The organism is Rheinheimera pleomorphica, assembly GCF_011634895.1.
GTDB classification, from domain to species: domain Bacteria; phylum Pseudomonadota; class Gammaproteobacteria; order Enterobacterales; family Alteromonadaceae; genus Alishewanella; species Alishewanella pleomorphica.
The window spans coordinates 425,072-447,861 of the sequence record NZ_SIRR01000008.1; the positions used below are offsets into that span (position 1 = coordinate 425,072).

The window sequence follows — 22,790 nt, forward strand, 5'->3', positions numbered from 1 at the left end:
ATAAATACTAAGCTTTTTGCAGGACATTCGCTGCAAGGAGCTTAGTATGTTATCCCCACAACGTAACGGCTTTAGCTTACCCGAGCTAATGGTCACTCTGGCCATCCTAATCATCTTCGCTACTGTGGCGGTGCCTGCCATGGCACAGTTTATTGACCGTCAGCGCGCGTCAGCCTATATCCGCCAATTTAGCCAGCATTTGGCCTATGCCCGGGTAGCGGCCAGCAGCAGTAATTTGCCGGTGCAGTTTTGTCCGATGCAAAACGGTCAGTGCAGCCTGGCCTGGCAAGATGCGCCGCTGCAGCTGTTGTTGCTGTATCCCAACAGTAACGACAGTCAGCTTATCCGCCAATTACCGGCACTACCATCAGGCCATAACTTAGTTTACAACCGTAAAGCTATCACCTTCAGGCGCGATGGCAGTTTGAATGGTTTTGAAAATGGCACTTTTTATTATTGCCCTAAACCGCAGCATCAGTGGCATTATCGTCTTACCGTTAATCAGGCGGGACGAGGCCGCTTAACCGAAGTGCATTCGGCCTGCCCTTATTAATCCCAGCAGTTCAGCGTGTCGGGCGCTAACTGGTTACGTTGCCCAAGATGATTCAGACTAAACAGGCTGCAGCTGCTGTCGGCTTGCTGTAAGCCCTGCGCCAGCGCCCGAAGCTCATACGCCTGAGCTTGCTCAGATAGCATTATCTCAAAGCTATAACGTGCTGTAGCAGCAGCCCCCAACTCGGCTAAGTCTGCGGCGTAGCTGCCATGATCTGCCAGATAATGCTCTTGCGCATTGGCCAGTTGTAGCAAGGCCGTCGTGGCTTCGGTGCGATAACTTCTCAGTACATACTGCTGGTAAGACGGATAACACAGCGCGACCAGAATGCCGATGATAGCCAGCACGATCAGCAATTCGGTCAAACTAAAACCTTGTTTTGTCCGCTGCATTCAATGTCCTCCCTGTTCAAGCTGAAACGTTGCAAGACGCATGCTACGCGGAAACGTATTTGGCGGTATTAACGTACTGCAGCTGGCACAACTGTCATCAACCATCAGCATATCCGTCAGCACCAGTTGCTGCTGTTGCGCATTGTGCAGCAGTAATTCAAGCTCGCCCTGGGTATTTTGCTGTAATTGCAGTACCGCGGCATCGGGCTGCACTATCTGCCATTGCCGCTGTGTATACACTGCAGCCGCGTGGTGCAAATGCAGCGCATGCAGCTGTGGCAGAGCGCTGTTTGTCAGGCTGCAATCCGCATTAAGCTGATTATTTTCGGCCGATGTCAGATACACCACACCGGCATAAACCGCTGGCTGCGCGCTCACCCTACGATGCAAACGCACATACCAGCCGGCACTATATTGGATTTGCTGCCACAAGGGTTCTGCAATCCCGGTCTGTAATTCAGCCTGGCTAATGGCGCTGCGATCGACCAGACTCTCCAGCGTGATCAGCCCGGCTGATGCCTGGCTATGTTTAACCATTAACAAAATGTCGCCGTCGCTGGCTGTGCTGGCAATCAGCAATAGCATAGTTTGCCGCTGCATCGCTGTACCAAAAGAGGGCGCCACACTTTGCACCAGTTGCACCGGCTGGCGGAACTCTGCCGCCAAATGGCTAAAATCAGCCAGTAATTGCGCAGACTGAAAACCACTGTGGTTTAATGGCAGATACCACACCAGGCCACTGCTATCCACGGCATAGAGTGCATCGGCAATACCATCATAATTATGGTCCAGCACCGCCGGCTGGGCTTTGATACTGGCTATCTGGCCACTGGGCGTTGGCCAGTTGCTCATTTCGTCAATCAGACTGGCATTACTGCTTTGGCTAAGGCGTAATACGCCCGGCGCAGCGGGCAGCGCAAGTTGCACGTTATTATGGATCAGGATCTCGCGTACCGGTTCATTTGCCAATGGCGATAGCATGCTACTGCTAACCGGTCCGGCAGCATTTAAATCACAGCCCAGCGCCAGCGGAGAAATGAGCAGTAACACTATCATCAGGCGTTTAATCATGCGGTTGCGCCTCAGTGTTTAAGCCAGCATGCAGTATCAGGCTGTTATAGCCGGCATAAAATAACCCACTATCAGAATAGGTTGCCGTCTGCACCCTAAACAGCTGGCAATGAAGGGCATTGGCCGACCAGGCAGCAAACTGCGCCGGACATTGTGCTAACGGCTCGCTGTCAGGTGCTTGCGGATCTGGGCCCTGTGTCAGTGCTGCTAAATGCTCAGTCAGTGCCTGCTGTTCAGTCTGCAATTGCTGCTGACCAGCGTAAGCAGCTTTGTGACTTAACTGACTAACGAATAGCATCGCCGACAACAACAAGCTCATCACCAGTAAAAAAATCAATACCATGATTAACACCATGCCATTAGCGCGGTTCATGCTCCCCCCTGTAGTGCCTGATTGTGAAAAAACACACTGCTGCTTAGTAATAAACGCCGGTAGTTGTCGGCTGGCGCCACAAACAGCTGGCTACCCATTTCGTACTGTTGCTGGTTGATGTAATTCGGATCAGCTTGGCGCGCGCGCAGCAGTATGTGATAGCGAATACTGATAATGCGGCTGCTTTGTTGCTGCCATAGCTCAGGCAACATCTGCGCAGTAGACAACATATAGTCCAACTGGCCATCAGAATTGCTGTCAATACCAAACTCAAAGTGCAGCCGCTCTACCCCGTCTAAAATAGAGTCGGTACTAATTTGCGCCACACCGGCAGCATTACGGCTTAACCTTTTACGCATTAATACCGGCAGCGTCTGCCCCAGCAGCTGTTGTTGCTGCAGGTAAAACACCAGGTGCTGATAGGGCCAATAATCACGCTCAGTGCTCAGTTTTGCACTGTTACTGTCAACAAAGCGGCTAAGCTGCCAGTCTGTTTCGAAGTAGAAGCGGTTATCTCTGAACTGTGCCGGTAATGTTGGTTGGCCAATTAAGCGCTTTAGCTGCAATATTTCACTGCCGGCAATGGCGTTGGGCGCACAATTCAGCTGTAAACTGGCGTAAAGGGTCACAAAAGCTTTACCACTGGCCGGAAAACTGCCGCTGTCCAGCACGCTATCGGCGCAGTCTGCCACGGGTGCCGCCGGCAGTACTGAGGTCACCGCTGTTGTGGGTGCTGCCCGGCCGCCCCAAAAGCCGATATTTGTCAATTCCCGCTGAAACAGGCTGCTGATCAGCTGGGCATTTTGCTGTAATTCTGCCAGTTGCTGGGTTTGCCGGGCAGACCGGCTCAGGCTGCTAAAGGCGGTCAGCGCCATGCTGATGATCATCAGCGACAACAGCATGGCAATCATAAGTTCTGACAGGCTAAAACCTGCGGTATTACGCATCAGACTTACCCCCGGTTGGCTGTTATCGCCAGACCGGCTCTGTCAGCGCCACTTTGGCAGCCGGTCATTTGTGCGGGCTGCTGCGCCAGCCGGCGCTGCCAGGCCATCGTTAGCTGTATCGTCGCCCCCTGCGGCGTAACACAGACTGCAGCGTCGTTTAAGCCTCCGGAGGGATGCTGCAAACGCAGCAATAAATGATTTAATTGAATGGCATTGATTTGTTCGGCAGAACAGCTGACTGGCGGTAAACAAGCGAACAAGCCGGGACCTTCAGTAAAAACGGTGACTTCACTCAGTAGCGGTAGCAGCGCCCGGTTCGCCGACAATTCGCTAACGACACTGTTACTCAGTGCGACAGCCTGCGTGCGTTGCAAGGCGTCCTGCACCTGTTTTATCGCCAGCGTCTGGCCTGCCAGCACGCCAAGCAACCCCAGTTTTAAAATTAACAAGCTAACCAGCGCTTCGACCAGACTGAATCCATGTTGTAACTGCATATCCGTATGCCAAAGTTAATTTATTTAACTTTAAAATTACAACAATATTTCAATTGTTCAAATTAAAAACAAATAAAAAATAAAGAAGCTTATAAATTACTGTTTTTAAAGGTTAATTTAATGTGTGAATCTGAGCATAGCCTCTGCTACACTGCAGAGTGTGTTGATGTAAACCAGTAAGAGAGTAGTAAATGCGCCGAGGCTCAGGATTTACCTTATTAGAACTGATGGTAGTAGTAGCGATAGTGGCTATTTTGGCAGGTGTGGGTATTCCGGCGATGAATAACTTGCTGGAAAACTCCCGGGCTGAAGCCAGACTGACTGAATTATCCCGTATGTTTGCTTTTGCCCGCTCCCACGCCGCTTCTACTAAATCGCCGGTCACCATTTGTCCATTGGAAAACGGCGTTTGCACGGCAAACTGGCAAGGCCAGATCAGTGTATTTAACGACCCGAACAATAACCGCCAGTTAGACGCTAACGAAACCGTACTGCGGGTAACAGAGCCAGCAGCGGCAAATGACACTATTAATTTTGCTATCGCCGGTGTTAGTTTTGCCGCGAATGGCACCGCCAGTGCTAACGGCATGATGTCATATTGCCCGTCAGGTCAAGCAAACCGTGGGGCTCAGTTAACTTTACTGCAATCTGGCCGTTCCAGAGTAAGTAAACAAGGCATGGTTTGCCCTTAACTACATACTGCAGGTAGCAAAAATGCCGGCTAGCCGGCATTTTTTATTTTTAGTTTTGGCGCAATTTAACGTAGCGTATTACGGTCTAACTCACGGGCGGTTGCCTTGCTAAAATCCGCATCACGTTCCACACATTCGTGCACTTTGGTAATAGCCAAACGCTTGCCTTTCTCCACTGCGACCTGCTCGCCTTGTAATAAACGCTGCAGGTTGCCATTCTGATTCTTCGGTTGACGACGATAGTCACGTATGACTTCACGTTTATCTGCCAGCGTTAAATGGCATTTGTAGCTATAAAGCTGTGCTTTGTCGTTTGCTTTACTCTGTTGCGCCTGTACGGTTAATGGCAACAATAGGCTAATGCCTAATACCCATAACAGCTGTTTCATATTATCTCCAGCAATTTTGTGCTGACGCCGTTCTAGTGCCAGCCTGGTCAATACTCATAGTCACGCAGGCATCTGTCGCCTGCACGCCCTGCCCGGTTGCCGTTAAGGTAAAAGTTCTGGCGGCTGCAGCCGCCACCTGAACCTGATACAAACCGTTGTCGGTCAGTGTTGTCACCTCCGGGAAACCCAGTTCAGTGAGATCAAGCGCGTAACGGCGGTTATCGGCAAAAAACTGCTCCTGTAAATTGGCAATACGCACCAATTCATTCATCGCTTCACTGCGGTTACTGCGCTGCACATACTGGGTATAGCTGGGGTAAGCAATCCCGGCCAGGATGCCGATGATCGCCACCACGATCATCAGCTCAATTAAAGTAATACCGCGTTGTTTAATCATAATGTGCTCTTCATGTTAATTCTCATCAATCACCAGATAATGCCGCAGCGTCTTCAGCGTTGCTGCAGGGCCGCAATCTTCTCCTGTACATGGTACTTCTGTTGCGTCCGGCATCAACAAGGTAAGTTTACCCGGTGGCGTGGCACATTCATCCCCCTGACAATCCGGATCCGGCTCAGCAGGCGGCACTATTACCTCCGGCACATCCGGAATACTTTTAGTTGTTGTTATACTAATGGTGTTAAAAACTCTAGTGCCATAATTAAGGTTAAAGGCGTAAATACTGCCTGCGCCACCATCAAGTTCACAGGTGTTTTCGTTTACTTCAACTGAAGGTATATAACTGGTGAAAAACGCTACGCCAGACACGACTACTGCCGGTGACAAAGATTTCTCACCGTTAGACAACTGATAGTACCAGCCCTCGGTGGCAGACATGTCTTTTTGCAGTTCAAGTTTAGCTTCTGGGGTCGTCCTGGGGGTGGTATCTACCACTTCATACAAATCACTTACCGTTATTGGCTCAGGTGTAGTATTTACAGTAAATAGCTGGCTAACAGTATTTTTATCCCGCAGCATAAACAGCTTATCCTGCACCCCCTCATACAGTGGATGTGGTCGGCTACCGCTACCGATAACCACAGCGTCAAAAGGCACTTCTGCTTTTGTGGTTACCGTACTTTGTATACCGTTAACCTCAGTTGTTACTTCAGCAACTTGATGCATCAACGCACGCGCCACTACCGGCTCATAGAAGAAACGTCTATCATCCGCAGACGTCGCAGCAGACAAGCTGGCGAATTTAAACAGCGTCCATTTGCTCATATCAGCACCGACCAGGTCTGCCCGCCAGACATTGCCGCCTGCATCTGAGAAATATAACCGGTCAGCAAAGGCATCATAGTCACTGTCTAAAAAGGACACAGCACCAGGTACACTGTGTTCAATACCGTGTTCGGGGCCAAAGGATTTTATCAGTGAGCCTTGCTCCGCATCGACAATAAAAATACCACGGCCGACAGCGTCCGGCGAAGCAAGAGTAAGACCGTCTTTGTTGGTACTATAACCAGCACCAAATACCAGCACCGGTTTGTCGCCCCGTTCTTTTAAGAAAGTAATCACAGGCTTAGACCAGCTCTGGCCCATTTCGCCAAAGCCTGTTGTATTACTGTCGATATGCCACATAAATTTAGGTGCATCAGGGTTAGTGATATCCAGTGCATAGTAAGAACTGCCACCTCGGCGTAAGCCGAAAAACAGCCAAACCTTATCATCGCTGCCAATAATGCCATCACCATCTAAATCACGGAAATAGGCAACCGGAGAACCATCGACCCCATACACCTTAGGATTACCTTTAATATTGGCCCTCAGCTGCGGAATATTTTTTATCAGTTCCTGCGGCATAAAAGCCCAGTTCTCAGCAATGGTCTCACCACTGTCCTGAAACATATGCATAAAGCCATGGTTAGTACCCAATAAAATACGAATGTCGTCTTTACCGTAGCTTAACACCAATGGCTTAGAATGCAGCGGGTCGCCCATCAGATCAGGTCGCAAATTAGTAGTAGGGCCGTTATCACCATCGACATCAAAACCACGCGCCCAATCGATATTGGCTTTCAGTTCCTCCGGTTCAACACCCAGCACGCCATCAGGGATATCAGTAAAATTGTTAGCAGCTAATTCGACTAAAGCATTGCCTTTGTTAACTAAAAACTGTCGGCTGCCCTGCTTAGCTAACTGCGCAGCAGCACCGCCCTCTTTTACTTTATTACCGTCCGGTGTGGAAGTGTCATTCCAGAATGTGAAGGCGGTGGCTTTAAAAGAACCCTTATCACCAAGGGCAGGCGCGTCGTTCTTATCGACTAACGTATCACCGTCTAAACGTAGCTTTTTCAGGTTGCCATACCAGCGGGTGCCGGGCTGCGGTAAAAACATCGCGTAGTACACACTGTCCAGGCTACGGGTACGGTCAAAATTATTACTGGCAACTGACGGAGCAGTAAAGCTGGAGTTCTCTTGCAAGATACTCGAAAATGTCCGACGTAATGCATCCACTAAATCAGCAGCTTTGCGCGCTGCTACATAATCTCCCCCCCCTTTATTAGCCGCTATTTTTAATAACTCACCAGCGTTATCAACTGCGTCGTCACCAAAGCCAATAGTGTAAAACCGGGCAATCTGATCACCAGGAATATTCGGGTTAATATCATGTGTATGCATCCACTCAGACAACACTGGCAAATAATTCGTCGTGCCGCTATCAAACTTATATGGCGCTGCGCTTGAAAGCGCTTTAATCGCATTATCCGCATTTTTATCCAGCGTAGGTTCACCGTCCGTTATCATAATGATAAAAACTTCTTCGGTACACTTATCAAAAGGTGACAGATATACGCCGTTAGCCTGGGCCGTCATATCTTGGGGTGGAGTATCACCTTTATAGCTACTTTTATAATCTTTATCATCATCACCATAAACTACCGCCTCACCGGCCAGATAACGCTTCGCCTCCATCAGGCTTTCGCACAGCGGTGTATTGGTTTCCGCGTCAATTTCCTGCAAGGTGTTTAATAGCTCCAACCGGGCGCTGTCAGTCATGGTACGGATACCATTTACAATACGGCCGCCATCTCTATCGCCTTCGTCTGGGAAATTCATATTAAATAGTTCAAGACCAAAATCAACACTAGGAGTTGATAGTAGAAGCTCATTTATTGCTTCCTTGGCCACTTCTAAGCGGCTTTTACTTTCAGTGCCAACATCGGATTCTGTCGCATAGTAATAATTGATGTAATTAGCGGTATAGAGTGTAATAGAGTCACCGCCTTCTAATGCCGAGCTTTGGCTATTGGCTAACTCCCAATCTGTGGTATAGGCTGTGCCGACCAAGTCATTTTTCGCGTTGCCTGAACCGTTAATCGGATAACCATTAGAAATCTGGATATTCTTACTGCTATAGGTGCCGTTTTTGGGGTTTTTCCGAATTATATCATCCAGACAATCCACCGGATTATTGGTATTTAACCCCATCTCTGCGGGTAATGGTTCCCAGGAACCGGTATTGCCCTTTACCTGATACTCGCGCAAGTAGCCGGTGTAATGTCCAACTGTGCGCAAACGTTCCCAGGCGGTTTCGCAGCCTAATATAGCTTTATTAAAACGGCGGGAATCACTGTGTGAGGTCGGCACCAAACCAACTGAATTATCCACATCGCTGCCGCGGCTAAAATAAATCGCTTCAGTACTAAATTCTTCGTAGCCCTTGGTCGTATACGTTGTATCCGGGTTATAAGATACTTTCACCTCTTCAACGGCACGCATAGAGCCTGAGTTATCAAAAATAATCAGCGCCTTGGCATTTTTGCCCTGCCGATAGCTTTCGTTACCGACATAGATCTCAATATCTTCTGCCAAAGCAGGGCTGATTGTCACAAAACCAAAAAGTATGCTGACCAGCGAACGGATATGCCATTTCATTTTTGTGTCCTCAATTAATTCACCAGCTGCTGCGAGACAACAGACGTAATTCGGATAGTTTGCCCTACCTCACCATAATTGGTTGCAGTGGTAACACGATGATAATTGCAACTACTGCTGCTACTGGCAGAAAAGGCGGGCGGGCACGTTGTCGGCTCCGGCAGGGCCGAATACACCACTATATTGCCGGCAGTATTTGGTTGGGTTTCTCGCGCCGGTAAACTTTGCCCCAGAGGAATACGCAAAGCAAATTGGTTTTGCCCACCACCAACCTGGTTAATCTCACGGCTATAAGCCTCATCATGGGCACCACGGGCTTCATTCATGGCCAGCTCAGCCTCCTGAGCAGATGACATCATTTTGTTATCGACGCCCGAGCTAACCAGCAAAGCAACGGCGACACCCGTTACCGCAATCAGCATGATCAGCGCCACTACCAACACCATACCTTTCTGTCTACGATGGTTAAACATTGGATTTACCTCTTATCTGCGATTCGTGATATGTACTGTGCTTGAAAACAGCATCCGACGAAAATTGTCATTGGGTGTAAACAGCACGCCATCACCCAGATCATAACTATTGGTATTCTGATAATCATTATCGGGCCGGCTTGCCCGCACTAACACATTAACCCTCACCGCCATCACTTTGGTATCGGCTTGCCATAGCGCTGCCGGCATATTATTGGCGTCGAGATAACCATCAATTTGATTATCGCTGTTCATATCGGCGCCAAAAGCAAAACGAATGCGTTCAATACCATCCAGTAGCATGGCCCTTTGCATTTGCGGCCCATTGTTATTAATCAGTTCCATTCGTGCCAGTACCGGCACAGCAATGCCATCAACGTTTTCGGTGGTAACAAAATACACATGATGACGGTAAGGCCAGATTTCAGCCTGCGCTATACCCAGTGGCCCGGCATTACCGGCAAAAATGTTGCCCTCACTGGCACTGGCCTCCAGGTAAAACTGGCTGGCATCAAGCGCGCCGACAGGTAGCGGATCAGGTAAAGCAGGGCCTGTTGCTCTTTTGATTTGCAAAATATCACTGTTAGCTACAGCATTATTTACACAACCTATGGCACCGCCGGCAACGGCCAAGGTACGCCCCCAGATCACCGGAAACTCACCTAAGCCATTTTGCGGGAAGCTACCGCCGTTAAGCCCAGCATTGCAGTCAGCGGCAAAAGGCGCCGGTGCGATAACATTAGTATTAAACGTGCGCAACATACCGCGAAACCCGGCTTGCTGAATATCCGTTGTCAGCAATGATAGCGCCATGCGGCCATTTTGCTGCATTTCAGACAACGCTATCGTTTCGGCTGTAGTGGTTCGCATTGCCAGATAAGCTACCGTGACGCCACCGAGCAAAAATACGCCAATCGCCATCGATATCATTAATTCCATCAATGTCATACCGACTTGTTTAAAGTTTCGCATCGCTGTAATCCTTATCGCCAAATAAATGTCGTAACCACGACCTGACGCCGCTCGTCACTCTCTACACCACAACCATCTTCTCCGGTTGTCACTGCCGCGTCACGGATAGCGTCACGTCCCAGCCAGGATATTGTCACGGTAAGGTCACCATTCGCGTTGAAATTAACGCAACCGGTCGCATCTGAGATGCCCCCTGCATTGCCGGCTTGCTGTGTAACATCAGCGCCTAATAAGCGCTGATCCCACTCAAAGCGGTCGTTTAATGCAATTTGCGCCGCGGTACAATTTGCCGCTTGTGTCTGGCAACGCGGATTCGGCATCGCGATATTACCGGCACCATAATCATTGCCGTTGTAATTGATGGCCACAGTACTGTTGGCCCGAATGCGGTCAATAACATCATTGGCCATCGCCAGGGCCTGAGCGCGCTGGGTTGCATCAAAACTGTTACGCTTGGCCACCGCCTGCATCGCCACGGTGCCGATAAGACCAGTCGCCAGAATAAAAAAAGCGACCAGTACCTCAACAAAAGAAAAACCTGACTGGTGTCGTCTCATCATTATTTTTGTTCCTGCACTTCTAACTAGCGCATTCAAACTTTTTCCATAGCGCTAACATAAAACAGTGGCAGGCAAAAGCAATAGCTGGATTGATAAGCGGCAAGTTTCGCCGATAAACGGTCAGCCCAGCTGTAAGGCGGCTTTTAGTTTGGGGTAAGCGCGGCGGCTTATTTCCAGCGGCGTGCTGATGCCATCTAACTCAATAACATGGCGGCCGTCCGGCAGGGTTCGCAAAGCAGAAAAATGGTGTTTATTAATTAAAATACCCCGGTGGATCCGCAGCAACCACTGCGGATATTTTTGCTCCAGCTGCGCTAAGCTATCTTCTAACAGTGCTTCACCATGCAAAAATACCATTCGCACATACTTACTGTCGGCGACAAAATAACGCACCTCGCTCAGCGGTATCTGCCGGCTTACTGTACCTAACTGGTAATTGATTAACGGCGCTGCGCTGTGGCGTCGCTCCAGATGCGCTTTGGTTGCCATACCAACCCGCGCCAACGCCTGGCCTAAGCGCTCTGCCGACACGGGCTTAAGGATATAATCAGCCGGGCTAACCTGATAGGCATCCAGCGCGTGTTGCGGATGGGCGGTAACAAAAATAATCGCTGGCGGTAATGCTTGCTGCATCAGTTGACTGGCCAACGTCAGCCCGCTGCCACCGGCCATCTCAATGTCCAGCAGCAGCACATCGGGTTCGGTTTTGGCACAGCACGCCAGGGCGTCAGACAGGTTTTCAGCTTCACCGACACAGCGATACTGCGTAAACTGGCTTAGCAGGCGTTTTAACCTGGCGCGGGCCAGCGGTTCATCGTCGACGATTAACACCTTCATCGGACTGCCTCTGCGTTAACTTTAGGTAGCACCAGTTTAACCCGGTAACTGTCGGCCGCGGCATGACAACTGATGCTGGCTGCCTGGCCAAAAAACAGCTGTAACCGTTGGCCAATGTTTTGCAGTGCCACACCATTATGCGCCGCTTTGTCACGGCTGCCACAGTAAGGATTGGTGATTAACAGTGTCACCGTCGCTTTACTTTGCAGCAGACGGATGCCCACAGTGCCGCCTTGCTCACAGGTTTCAATACCGTGGCGAATGGCATTTTCCAGTAACGGCTGAATGGTAAGCGCCGGCATAATCAGCGTTGGCAGTTGATCCGGCAACTGCCAGTCGATGCGCAAACGTTTGCCTAAACGCCACTGCTCCAGCGACAAATATTGCCGCGATAGCTGAAGTTCCTGCGCCAGTTCAATACTATCGCCTGCATGCATGGCCGCCCTGAACACCGCCGCCAAATCCAGTATCGCCTGCTCAGCTGCATTGGCATCTTGCTGTGTCAGCTCTGCCACAGTGTTTAAGCTATTAAATAAAAAATGGGGCTGAATGCGGGTTTGCAGCGCCAGTAACTCGGCTCTGGACTGCGCCAGCATGCGCTGTTGCCGCTCGATATGCAGCATAAAAAACTGAATGGCCATCAGGCCAATAATGCCGGCCAGTAGCAGGTTGTGCAGTAAAAACTGATGTGCCGGTAACGGGCTGAACCATAAACTCTGCGCCAGCAATGCGTGAGCGGCCAGGCTGACACTGGCGGTAATTACCAACAATATGGCCATCACCGCTAACCCCAGCCGTAATGCCGGTAACCGGTTAAGTGCCGGGCGTAGAATACATAAGGCAGCGCTGGTCATCAGCATAATCCACTGCACAAACAGTGAGACAAAACCCAGCCTGAGCCAGGGATCGTTGCCGGCGCCAGGCGCAAACGCCAGCACTATTGCCACGGCCTGCGCTAACACCAGCGCCCGCAGTATCACCGGGCCACGGCAAAATGCCGGTAACAGGACGGTTGTATCAGAAGCTTGTGCCATAGTGGTATCAGTGCGTTATAAAGTCGTTAAACTATACCTTATTCTGCACCCGCCCGACTATGGCAAAAATAACGTCGTTAGCTCAAGCGGTTAGCGCAGCTCTGCCGGTATAGCAAACACGACATTTTCTTCACGGCCCGGGTTTTCACTGACGGTTTTACCGCCCCACTGCTGCAGCTGTTTTACCACCTGCTGTACCAACACTTCAGGCGCAGAAGCCCCGGCCGTAACCCCAACCGCCTTAACACCATCAAGCCAGCTTTGCTGAATATCATTGGCAGTATCAATTAAATAGGCGGTGCAGCCCATTTTGTCGGCCAACTCGCGCAAACGGTTTGAATTACTGCTGTTTTTTGCGCCCACCACCAGCAGCAGATCAGCTTTGCTGGCTAAATCGCGCACCGCGTCCTGGCGGTTTTGCGTGGCGTAGCAAATATCGTCTTTGCGTGGGCCTTCAATGTCGGGGAAACGCGCCCGCAGGGCATCGATCACATCTGCAGTATCATCTACCGATAAGGTGGTTTGGCTGCTAAAGCACAGCTGCGCCGGGTTCTTCACCACTAAGGTTGCAACATCGTCGGCTGACTCGACCAGATAAATACCGCCCTGCGGGTTATCGTACTGCCCCATAGTGCCTTCAACTTCAGGGTGACCGGCATGGCCTATTAAAATGCACTCTATACCTTTACGGCTGGCACGGGTCACTTCCATATGTACTTTTGTGACCAGCGGACAGGTGGCATCAAATACTTTCAGGCCACGCTGTTTGGCATTTTCACGCACCGCCTGCGACACGCCGTGGGCACTGAAAATAACGATATTGCCATCGGGCACTTCGTTTAGTTCATCAACAAACACGGCGCCGCGCCGGCGCAAACCGTCAACGACAAACTTATTGTGTACCACTTCATGCCGCACATAAATCGGCGGCTCGTATAGCTCCAGTGCGCGCTCTACAATGCTGATTGCCCTGTCGACCCCGGCACAAAACCCACGCGGATTGGCGAGTAAAATATCCATGTTCAGCTTACCTGTACAATTTCCACACTGAAGGTCAGCGTCTGCCCTGCCAGCGGATGGTTAAAATCTATGGTTACCGACTCGCCAGCCACGTCACGCACCAGGCCCGGCATCTCAGAGCCATCCGGCATGGTAAAGCCAATAATCATGCCCGGCTTAGCTGGCGCATCGGCAGAAAACTTGCTGCGGTCAACATAGTAAATATTGTCCGGGTTCGGCATGCCATAGGCATCTTCCGGTTTTAGCGTAAAGGTCTTTTTATCACCCGCTTTTAAGCCGGTTAACTCAGCTTCAAATGCCGCAGAAATACTGCCATCGCCCATTTGCAGCTTAGCGGGTTTATTATGCACCCGGGTGCTTTCAGCAGCGCTGCCGTCAGATAACTTAATATCGAAGTGAAAAATTACCGTGCTGCTGCCCGTTATTACCTGCTCTGTCATTTCTTCACCTCATTACTGCTAAAGCTGTCCCAGATTAATAGCGCCGCACCGATACAGATGGCCGAGTCGGCAATATTAAACGCCGGATAGTGCCAGTTCTGATAATACACATGCAGAAAGTCGATCACGTAACCATAAACGCTGCGGTCAATCAGGTTACCAATAGCGCCGGCCAGCACCAGGCTAAGCGCCAGGTTCAGTTTCAGCTGTGCTTTGTTATTGCGCGCCAGCCACACCGCCAGCACACCACTTATCACCACAGCAATAAGGGTAAAAAACCAGCGTTGCCAGCCGCCGGCATCGCTTAAAAACGAAAAGGCGGCGCCATAGTTGCGCACATAGGTCAAATTGAAAAACGGCAGCAGATCAATGGAATCAAACAACTGCATATTAGCAATCACTACTTGCTTACTGACCTGGTCAGCAACCAACACCAGCAGCATCAACCACCATAACCGCCATCCCGTATCTTTAAACAGCGCCGCCATTATGCAAAGGCCCGCTGTTCGCCGTCACCCTCGACATTACTCACGCAGCGCAGACACAGATCCGGATGGGTACTGTCAGCGCCAACATCATGCCGGTGGTGCCAGCAACGGCCACATTTGGCAGCGGTTGAGGCCGCTACCTGCACGCTTAAACCGGCTAATTCGGTTTGCACTGCATCGGCTGGTGCTGCTTGCGTGCTTACCTGTGCGGTAGAGGTGATCAGCACAAAACGCAGCTCATCGCTAAGCTTGGCTAAATCGGCTGCCAGCGCTTCTGACGCATACAGGGTCACTTCAGCCTGCAAGGAAGCGCCGATTTTCTCGTCGCGTCTTGCTGCTTCCAGTACCTTGTTGACCTCGTCCCGCACCTGCAGTAATTGCTGCCAGAACGCATCATCAAACTTACCGGCGGTTAAACCACTAAAACCACGATACCAAACGTCAGTAAACACGAATTCATCGCGCTCACCTGGCAGCTCCTGCCAGATTTCCTGCGCGGTAAAGCTCATGATGGGTGCCATCCAGCGCACCATCGCCTGCGCAATATGGTACAGCGCCGTCTGACATGAACGACGGGCCACGCTATTGCTATGTGCGGTGTACTGGCGATCTTTAATCACGTCCAGATAGAAGCTGCCCAGCTCCACGGTACAGAAGTTCATTAGCTTTTGGCTGACCTGATGGAACTGATAATTATCGTAGGCGTCGATAATGTCCTGTTGTAATTTCGCCGCGCGGTTGACGACCCACAAGTCCAGCTCAACCATTTGCGCGAAAGGCACAGCGTCAGTGGCCGGGTTAAAGCCATTTAAATTGGCCAGCAGGAAGCGCGCGGTATTACGGATGCGGCGGTATTTGTCGGCAGCGCGGTTTAAAATTTCATCCGATACCGTCATCTCTGAGGTGTAATCGGTCGTCGCCACCCATAAACGTAAAATATCGGCGCCCAGTTTATTCATCACATCCTGCGGCGATACCACATTACCCAACGATTTTGACATCTTACGGCCATCACCGTCGACGGTAAAACCATGCGTCAGCACCTGCTTATAGGGCGCCTTATGCTTAATGCTAACACCGGTCATTAACGACGACATAAACCAGCCGCGGTGCTGATCTGAACCTTCAAGATACAAATCAGCCTGCTCAGCACCGGCAAATTCCGGCCGCACACCCACCACGCAGGCATGGGTCACGCCTGAGTCGAACCACACATCCAGCGTATCGCTGACCTTAACGTATTGCTTAGCGTCATCGCCAAGCAAACTGGCGGCATCTAAATCAAACCAGGCCTGAATACCGTGCTGCTCAACCAGTTGGGCAACCTGCTCCATTAACGCTTTGCTATCCGGATGCAAAGCACCGGTATCTTTATCGACAAATAACGCTATCGGTACGCCCCAGGTGCGCTGGCGAGAAATACACCAGTCCGGCCGGCCGGCAACCATTTTTTCAATTCGCTGCTGGCCCCAGTCCGGGATCCAGCGCGTTTGTGCAATCTGCTCCAGTGACGCAGCACGCAGCCCTTGTTGCTCCATGCTGATAAACCACTGCGGTGTGGCACGGAAAATAATCGGCGTTTTGTGACGCCAGCAGTGCGGGTAACTATGTTTGTAGGCTTTATGCACCAATAAGGCATCCGCTGCTTTTAATGCTTCGACGACGTTGTCGTTGGCTTTAAACACATGCTGGCCGGCAAACAGCGGTGTGTCTGGCAGGTAAACACCATTAGCGCCCACCGGATTGGCCACTTCCAGGTTGTATTGCTTACCCACCACAAAGTCTTCCTGACCATGGCCCGGCGCGGTATGCACACAGCCGGTACCCGAGTCGGTGGTAACGTGTTCGCCCATAATCAGTGGCACGCTAAAGTCGTACAGAGGATGTTGCACCTGCACCAGCTCCAGCGCTGCACCCTTGGCAAACCCCAGGGCGTGGTAATGTTCAATACCAGCGCGCGCCATCACCTCCTGAACCAGATCAGTGGCAATAATTAAGCGCTCAGCGCCCAGTGGGCCCTGTTCAACCTGTACCAAGCTGTAATCCAGCTTGGCATTTAACGCCACGGCACGGTTAGCCGGGATAGTCCAGGGCGTGGTCGTCCAGATCACCACCGACACCTTGCCGCTACCGCGTTTGCCTTCAGGGTGATCAAAGCGGTCTACCGCACTGTCGTCTACCAAACTAAAACGTACATCAATGGCCGGTGATACCTTGTCCTGATATTCCACTTCGGCCTCGGCCAGCGCTGAGCCGCAGTCGGTACACCAGTGCACCGGCTTAAAACCCTGCTGCAAATGACCATTGTCGATAATTTTGCCCAGCGAGCGGATGATATTGGCTTCAAAGCCGTAATCCATAGTTCGGTACGGATTATACCAATCGCCCAGCACGCCCAGGCGGATAAAGTCGGTGCGCTGAGCATCAATTTGGGTTTGCGCATAGTCACGGCATTTTTGTCGGAACTCTGCCGGCGTTAGCTTGGTGCCTGGTTTACCGTATTTTTTCTCGACGACCAGTTCAATCGGCAGGCCATGGCAATCCCAGCCAGGTACATAAGGTGCGTCATAGTCGTCCAGCGTTTTGGCTTTAACGATAATGTCTTTTAAAATTTTATTTACTGCATGCCCGATATGAATATTGCCGTTCGCGTACGGTGGGCCGTCGTGCAAAATAAAGGTTTTTTTACCCTTTTTTGCAGCACGAATTTTGCCGTATAAATCGGCCTCGGTCCATTTTGCCAGCATTTGCGGCTCGCGCTGCGCCAGATTGGCGCGCATCGCAAAAGCCGTTTCCGGCAAATTCAGGGTATGCTTGTAGTCGCTCATCCGTTATGTTCCGTCTTATCAGTGGTAGCATGGGCCGCGGCGCCATGCTGAAAAAATGCTTTGGCGGCCATCACATCCGCCGCTATTTGTTGTTGCAACTGTTCCAGAGAGGCAAAACGCTGCTCGCTACGCAATTTATGTTGCAGTAGCACCTCTATCTGGCTGCCATATAAATCGCCTTTAAAATCAAATAAGTGTGCTTCTAACTGTTGGCGCTGGCCTTGCACTGTCGGCCGGTTACCAATATTTGCCACACCCTGATAACGGCCAAACACCGTGTTTGCCGTTATCGCATATACCCCGGCAACCGGTAGCTTGCGCCGGTATAAAAACACATTCGCCGTCGGAAAGCCCAGATCACGGCCTAACTTACGGCCATGCCGCACCCGGCCGGTTAACGCAAAAGGCCGGCCCAGCATCTCTGCAGCCAGACTTAACTGGTCTTCTGCCAGTGCTTGTCGGATCAGGGTGCTGCTTACCCGTTGCTGGCCCAGCAATAAACTTGATGTACTGTACAAACCAAACTGATACTGCTCGGCCGCCAGTGCTAACAGCTCAAAGCTGCCGCTACGGTTTTTGCCAAAGCGGAAATCATCACCGACAATCAGCTGCTCCACCCCCAGCTGCTTTAACAGCAACTGCTGAATAAACTGCTCAGGCGCCTGGGCAGCGAACGCCGGCGTAAAATGCACACACAGCAGCCGGTCTATGCCAACACCTGCCAGCGCCGCATATTTCTCACGAAACCGGGTTAACCGTGCTGGTGCCGCATCACCGGCAAACACTTCCAGTGGCTGCGGTTCAAACAGCATCACGCAGGAAGGCAGCTGCATTTGTCTGGCAATAGCTACCACTTTGGCCAAAACGGCCTGATGCCCCAGATGCACCCCATCAAAATTACCAATGGTCAGCACACAACCACGATGGCGGGGCTGAATATTATGTAAGCCGCGAATTAACTCCATGCCTGTCGTATCTGACCTTTGACTACAAACCGCGCATTATAACCGCTTAATCAATTGCTTTCAGCAACAGAATTGGCGCTAAAATGTGCCAGACGCACCCCCATTAACCACAACAGGCCAAAATACCCCAGCACAGCCAGGCCACATAACAGGCTTAACTGCGCTATTTGCGCCATAACACTAAGCTGCACCCAGTCGGCCAGCAGCGGCGTTTGCCAATACAACAGCAAAGCCATTAGCAGGCTGGCAATAACAAGCTTACCTAAAAAGACGATGCTGGTTTTGCTCAGTTGGTAGACGCCAGCCAGTTTTAAACCACGATACAGTAAAAAGGCATTTAAACTGGCCGACAGTGCAGTAGCCAGCGCTAGACCGACATAACTTAAAAATGGCGCCAGCATCAGATTAAAGCCCATATTGGCAACCATGGCTATAATACCGATACGCACCGGGGTTTTAATGTCCTGCCGGGCATAAAAGCCCGGCGCCAGCACTTTAATTAGCATATAGCTGAGTAACCCTGTGCTGTAAGCAATCAAACTGTACGACACCATTAATACATCGTTTTGGCTAAACTCGCCGCGCATAAACAGCAGCGCAATAATAGGCTGTGATAGCACTATCAGGCCAGCCATTGCCGGGAGACCAAACAGGGCAACAAAGCGCAGTGACCAATCCAGTGTCTGGCTAAAGCGCTCAGTATTTTCACAGGCATGGTGCCGCGATAAATTCGGCAGGATCACAGTCGCAATCGCAATGCCAAATAACCCCAGCGGAAATTCAATCAACCGGTCCGAATAATAAAGCCAGCTAACAGCGCCGGTAAGTAAAAACGAGGCGATAACGGTGTCGAGCAGCAAATTAATCTGACTTACCGACACACCAAACAGTGCCGGCAACATCAGTTTGCGGATTTTTGTCACGTTGTCATCGCGCCAGCCCCATTGGGGCCACACCAGCAGGCCGGCTTTAGCTAAAAAGGGTAACTGAAACAGCAACTGCACTACCCCGCCAATAAACACGCCCCAGGCTAACGCCAGCGCAGGTTCGTGCAAAGTAGGCGCCAACCACACCGCACAGGCAATAATAGCGATATTTAAAAACACTGGCGTAAAAGCGGCTACGGCAAAACGGTTGTAGGTATTGAGTACGGCACCAGACAACGCAACTAAACTAATAAACCAAAGATACGGAAAAGTGATTTTCAGCATCAGGCTGGCCAACTCAAACTTATGCGCCTCGGGGCCATCATTTAGCCATTCAACAAACCAGCCCATGCCAAATAACAGCGCGACTAACGGCGAGGCAATGACGCCAAACAGGGTAACTAAGGTCACCACGACGCCAAGGCTGCCAGTAACTTTGGCCAACAATTCGCGCACGGCATCATCCCCGTGCTTGGCTTTTACTTCTGCCAACACCGGCACAAAAGCCTGCGAAAATGCGCCTTCGGCGAATAAACGGCGTAAAAAGTTTGGAATACGGTTGGCAAAAAAGAACACGTCGGCCGCTGCACCGGCACCAACAAAATTAGCAACCACCACATCGCGTACCAAACCCAGTACACGGGAGATGAGTGTCATAAAGCTGACAATCAGGCCTGATTTTAATAACTTTGCCGACACTTAAACTTCCTTCTTTTACTCAACGACTATTTTGCCCCGTTAGCAGCACAGATTACCAGTAGCCAGCCAGATTAAAATCTGTGACTTTGCCGTTAAAGCATTTGACAACGGGCCATTAAATAGGCATATTATGCGGCCTTTGATGGGTCCGGTTTAGTTTTTTAGGAGTGTTACCTTGGCTAACATTAAGTCTGCTAAGAAGCGCGCAATTCAATCAGAAAAACGTCGTCAGCAAAATGCTTCACAACGTTCTATGATGCGTACTTTCATTAAGAAAACCTACGCAGCGGTATTAACTGCTGACGTAACTGCTTCAACTGAAGCATTCAAGAAAATGGTGCCTGTTCTTGATCGTATGGCCTCTAAAGGTCTGATCCACAAGAACAAAGCAGCACGTCATAAAGCACGTTTAAATGCCCATGTTAAGGCATTAAGCGCAGCTTAAGACACAGTTCAACAAAAAAGCCGGCATCAGCCGGCTTTTTTGTTGCTTAGTGTTCAGTCTGCACAATACAACTTATGCAATAAGGCTATCAGCGCTTCGGCTTCTTTGCTGTTTAAACTGTAAAACACGGTTTGCGCCGCCTTGCGGGTTTTAACCAACTTATGCCGGCGTAACAAAGCCAAATGTTGTGATAAGGCAGACTGACTTAATTCCAGTTTCTGGTTTAGCTCACCTACCGAGAGTTCACCATCCAACAAATGGCAAAGAATTAATAACCTGCGCTCATTAGACACTGCCTTTAATAGCTTGACCGCCTTGGCGGAGTTTTTCAACATATCCGATAAATTCATTACATTTAACTCTGGCTGTCGGGTTGGCTTAATATTACCGATTTCAGCAGAAAGCGACAATATAATCATTCTTATTTAACAAATAATCACGAACATCCTTTGCGCTGCTGTGGCCGATAGCAGCAGGTGCTAATGCAGTAAAGGTTTAACCAGGCTGTTAATGCGCTGGGCGGTGAAGGGTTTCATGACAAAAGCTTTAGCGCCATTTTCTATCGCCAGTTTCAGATTTTCCACAGTGGAAAATGCCGACACCATAAAAATAACGGTATGCTGCTGTTGCTGTTTAAACTGTTTAAGTAATAGCTGGCCACTGACATCGGGGAGTTGAATATCAAGAAACACCAGCTGCGGCTGATGCTGGCGAAACAACTGCGTAGCACTGTTGCCATCAGCCGCCTCGAGCACTGAGGTTATCCCCATCTGCTGTAAAATCTGACTGATATAGCGGCGTACCGCCGCGACATCATCAACAATCAGTGCACTAATCGGTGCTGGTGGCATATTGCATCCTTCGCTGCCAAAGTCATTCCATCGGACAAAGTGTCAATTTTACCGAGCCACCCTGTGGTACTGCATTAAATGGTGGTACAGTCTTCGGTACTTTAACAATAGCGGGACAGAATGAAAAGATGAAAATATGGTTAACCACAATGGCTGCGACGCTCAGCCTGAATTTAGCGGCGAACGAGCTGAAACTGGACAACAACCTGGCATATCAGTTAACAGAATCATTAACGGTGGAAGTCGGCCAGCGCCTGGCTGGCAGCGAAGCTGACGCCAGAGCCGTAGCCTGGGCAGAGCAAAAATTTCAACAACTGGGCTATGACAAAGTCTGGACTGAACCCTTTTCAATGCAATACTGGCAACGCGGTCAGGCCAGCTTGACCGTGAGCGCGCCTTTTCAGCAAAACCTGGTGGTCACAGCGCTGGGTGGCTCCATTGCCACGCCTTTTGACGGCATTAGCGCCCAGGTTGCGCCGTTTGATAGCCTGGAGCAGTTAAAGCAGGCTGAACCGGCGCAAGTGAAAGATAAAATTGTGTTTATTAACAAAAGTATGGGCAAAGACAAGCTGGGCAGTTTTTATGGTTCGGTCGTCGGTGCCCGCGCCCAAGGCGCAGTTGAAGCGGCAAAACTGGGTGCTAAAGCGATTATTATCCGCTCAGTCGGCACCAGCATTAACCGCTTCGCCCATACCGGCATTATGCGCTACAGCGACGACGTTGAGCGCATTCCGGCGGCGGCTATTTCAGTGCCCGACGCTATGCAGCTGGAAAAAATGCTGGCGCGTCAGCCAGAGCTGACATTACATCTGCAAATGCAAAACAAATTGCCGGGTGAAGTAGTTAGCCATAACGTTATTGCCGAAATTACCGGCAGCAAGTATCCGGATGAAATTGTGCTAATCAGTGCCCACCTCGATTCCTGGGACGAAGGCACAGGTGCGCTGGATGATGGTGCCGGTGTCGGCATCGTGATGGCAACAGCCGCCTTGCTAAAACAGCAGGGCCGGCCTGAACGCACTGTAAGGGTTGTGCTATTTGGTAACGAAGAAGGTGGCCTGGTCGGTGCCCGCGCCTATGCGGCTAAACATGCCGCCAATTTAAAAAACCATGTCTTTGCCTCAGAATCGGATTTTGGCGCTGGCCGCATCTGGCGTCTGGATACCGGCTTTGGAGACAAAGCGCTGTCCTTTGGTAACACCTTACAGCAAAAACTGGCTCATCTGGGCATCGCTATGGGTGACAACACCGCTTCTGGTGGGCCTGATGTGTCCATTCTGAAAGCCCAGGGCGTGCCGGTAGTTAGCCTGCAGCAAGATGGTACCGACTACTTTGACTATCATCACACGCCTAATGATACGCTGGACAAAATTGATCCCGAAGCGATGCAGCAAAATCTGGCCGCCTGGCTTATTACCACCGCTGCCGTAGCCAACAGCCGGGTAGATTTACGCCGTTAAA

25 protein-coding genes are annotated in these 22,790 nt (G+C 50.5%); 4 read left to right on the forward strand and 21 right to left on the reverse strand.

Annotation, left to right across the window (positions count from 1 at the left end):
- Positions 1-46: 46 nt before the first annotated feature.
- Complete coding sequence (locus EYB30_RS11125; RefSeq protein ID WP_166838981.1) at positions 47-553, forward strand: GspH/FimT family pseudopilin; 507 nt, start codon at positions 47-49, stop codon at positions 551-553.
- Here EYB30_RS11125 and EYB30_RS11130 read toward each other — a convergent pair.
- Genes EYB30_RS11130 through EYB30_RS11150 form a run of 5 tightly spaced genes read right to left on the reverse strand, consistent with a single transcriptional unit; the run spans position 550 to position 3,830 of the window.
- Positions 550-945 carry a type IV pilin protein gene (locus EYB30_RS11130; RefSeq protein ID WP_166838982.1) on the reverse strand — a complete coding sequence of 132 codons (396 nt, stop codon included), beginning with the start codon at positions 943-945 and terminating at the stop codon, positions 550-552. The two genes, EYB30_RS11125 and EYB30_RS11130, sit on opposite strands and share 4 nt — an antisense overlap.
- Positions 946-2,016, reverse strand: a complete 1,071-nt coding sequence (locus tag EYB30_RS11135) for a hypothetical protein (protein ID WP_166838983.1) — start codon at positions 2,014-2,016, stop codon at positions 946-948.
- Positions 2,009-2,389, reverse strand: coding sequence for a hypothetical protein (locus tag EYB30_RS11140; RefSeq protein ID WP_166838984.1), 381 nt, complete (start codon positions 2,387-2,389; stop codon positions 2,009-2,011). The genes EYB30_RS11135 and EYB30_RS11140 overlap by 8 nt, the downstream gene beginning before the upstream one ends.
- Positions 2,386-3,336: a PilW family protein gene (locus EYB30_RS11145; protein ID WP_166838985.1), complete on the reverse strand. Its 951-nt coding sequence runs from the start codon at positions 3,334-3,336 to the stop codon at positions 2,386-2,388. Before EYB30_RS11145 ends, EYB30_RS11140 begins: the two co-directional genes overlap by 4 nt.
- A gap of 5 nt (positions 3,337-3,341) precedes the next feature.
- Entirely contained in the window at positions 3,342-3,830 is a 489-nt protein-coding gene (locus EYB30_RS11150; RefSeq protein WP_166838986.1) for a type IV pilus modification PilV family protein, read from the reverse strand.
- Between the two features lie 191 nt (positions 3,831-4,021).
- On the opposite strand from EYB30_RS11150, the gene EYB30_RS11155 reads away from it, so the two are divergent.
- Entirely contained in the window at positions 4,022-4,522 is a 501-nt protein-coding gene (locus EYB30_RS11155) for a GspH/FimT family pseudopilin (RefSeq protein ID WP_166839342.1), read from the forward strand.
- A gap of 65 nt (positions 4,523-4,587) precedes the next feature.
- Here EYB30_RS11155 and EYB30_RS11160 read toward each other — a convergent pair whose 3' ends face one another.
- The 14 genes from EYB30_RS11160 to murJ all read right to left on the reverse strand — a co-directional run bounded on the left by EYB30_RS11160 (position 4,588) and on the right by murJ (position 20,033).
- A complete protein-coding gene (locus tag EYB30_RS11160; protein WP_166838987.1) occupies positions 4,588-4,911 on the reverse strand; it encodes a TapY2 family type IVa secretion system protein in 324 nt (107 codons plus the stop codon).
- A gap of 1 nt (position 4,912) precedes the next feature.
- Positions 4,913-5,308: a type IV pilin protein gene (locus tag EYB30_RS11165; protein ID WP_166838988.1), complete on the reverse strand. Its 396-nt coding sequence runs from the start codon at positions 5,306-5,308 to the stop codon at positions 4,913-4,915.
- A gap of 15 nt (positions 5,309-5,323) precedes the next feature.
- Entirely contained in the window at positions 5,324-8,791 is a 3,468-nt protein-coding gene (locus EYB30_RS11170; RefSeq protein ID WP_166838989.1) for a pilus assembly protein, read from the reverse strand.
- Positions 8,792-8,805: 14 nt separating this feature from the next.
- A complete protein-coding gene (locus EYB30_RS11175) occupies positions 8,806-9,264 on the reverse strand; it encodes a pilus assembly PilX family protein (protein WP_166838990.1) in 459 nt (152 codons plus the stop codon).
- 12 nt (positions 9,265-9,276) lie between these two features.
- The gene (locus EYB30_RS11180) at positions 9,277-10,236 is read right to left on the reverse strand and encodes a PilW family protein (protein ID WP_166838991.1); all 960 of its coding nucleotides are present in this window, start codon (positions 10,234-10,236) and stop codon (positions 9,277-9,279) included.
- 11 nt (positions 10,237-10,247) lie between these two features.
- Entirely contained in the window at positions 10,248-10,796 is a 549-nt protein-coding gene (pilV, locus tag EYB30_RS11185; protein WP_166838992.1) for a type IV pilus modification protein PilV, read from the reverse strand.
- Positions 10,797-10,916: 120 nt separating this feature from the next.
- On the reverse strand, positions 10,917-11,633 hold the full coding sequence (locus EYB30_RS11190) for a LytR/AlgR family response regulator transcription factor (protein WP_166838993.1): 717 nt from the start codon (positions 11,631-11,633) through the stop codon (positions 10,917-10,919).
- Positions 11,630-12,667, reverse strand: a complete 1,038-nt coding sequence (locus EYB30_RS11195; protein ID WP_166838994.1) for a sensor histidine kinase — start codon at positions 12,665-12,667, stop codon at positions 11,630-11,632. The genes EYB30_RS11190 and EYB30_RS11195 overlap by 4 nt, the downstream gene beginning before the upstream one ends.
- A 90-nt stretch (positions 12,668-12,757) precedes the next feature.
- Positions 12,758-13,687, reverse strand: a complete 930-nt coding sequence (gene ispH / locus EYB30_RS11200) for a 4-hydroxy-3-methylbut-2-enyl diphosphate reductase (RefSeq protein ID WP_166838995.1) — start codon at positions 13,685-13,687, stop codon at positions 12,758-12,760.
- Between the two features lie 2 nt (positions 13,688-13,689).
- Positions 13,690-14,127 carry an FKBP-type peptidyl-prolyl cis-trans isomerase gene (fkpB, locus tag EYB30_RS11205; protein ID WP_166838996.1) on the reverse strand — a complete coding sequence of 146 codons (438 nt, stop codon included), beginning with the start codon at positions 14,125-14,127 and terminating at the stop codon, positions 13,690-13,692.
- The gene (gene lspA, locus EYB30_RS11210) at positions 14,124-14,615 is read right to left on the reverse strand and encodes a signal peptidase II (RefSeq protein ID WP_166838997.1); all 492 of its coding nucleotides are present in this window, start codon (positions 14,613-14,615) and stop codon (positions 14,124-14,126) included. The genes fkpB and lspA overlap by 4 nt, the downstream gene beginning before the upstream one ends.
- Complete coding sequence (gene ileS / locus EYB30_RS11215; protein ID WP_166838998.1) at positions 14,615-17,443, reverse strand: isoleucine--tRNA ligase; 2,829 nt, start codon at positions 17,441-17,443, stop codon at positions 14,615-14,617. The genes lspA and ileS overlap by 1 nt, the downstream gene beginning before the upstream one ends.
- A complete protein-coding gene (ribF, locus tag EYB30_RS11220; protein WP_166838999.1) occupies positions 17,440-18,408 on the reverse strand; it encodes a bifunctional riboflavin kinase/FAD synthetase in 969 nt (322 codons plus the stop codon). The genes ileS and ribF overlap by 4 nt, the downstream gene beginning before the upstream one ends.
- A 50-nt stretch (positions 18,409-18,458) precedes the next feature.
- Positions 18,459-20,033: a murein biosynthesis integral membrane protein MurJ gene (murJ, locus tag EYB30_RS11225; protein WP_166839000.1), complete on the reverse strand. Its 1,575-nt coding sequence runs from the start codon at positions 20,031-20,033 to the stop codon at positions 18,459-18,461.
- A 175-nt stretch (positions 20,034-20,208) separates the two neighbouring features.
- Here murJ and rpsT point away from each other — a divergent pair, with 175 nt between their 5' ends.
- A complete protein-coding gene (gene rpsT / locus EYB30_RS11230; RefSeq protein WP_027670768.1) occupies positions 20,209-20,478 on the forward strand; it encodes a 30S ribosomal protein S20 in 270 nt (89 codons plus the stop codon).
- A gap of 53 nt (positions 20,479-20,531) precedes the next feature.
- On the opposite strand, the gene EYB30_RS11235 is transcribed toward rpsT, so the two are convergent.
- Both EYB30_RS11235 and EYB30_RS11240 read right to left on the reverse strand, forming a co-directional pair.
- Positions 20,532-20,828: an ArsR/SmtB family transcription factor gene (locus tag EYB30_RS11235; RefSeq protein WP_166839001.1), complete on the reverse strand. Its 297-nt coding sequence runs from the start codon at positions 20,826-20,828 to the stop codon at positions 20,532-20,534.
- A 129-nt stretch (positions 20,829-20,957) separates the two neighbouring features.
- Positions 20,958-21,329 (reverse strand): response regulator, encoded by a 372-nt coding sequence (locus tag EYB30_RS11240; RefSeq protein ID WP_166839002.1) that lies wholly within the window; start codon positions 21,327-21,329, stop codon positions 20,958-20,960.
- A gap of 128 nt (positions 21,330-21,457) precedes the next feature.
- Here EYB30_RS11240 and EYB30_RS11245 point away from each other — a divergent pair, with 128 nt between their 5' ends.
- Entirely contained in the window at positions 21,458-22,789 is a 1,332-nt protein-coding gene (locus tag EYB30_RS11245) for a M20/M25/M40 family metallo-hydrolase (protein ID WP_166839003.1), read from the forward strand.
- Position 22,790: the final 1 nt, after the last annotated feature.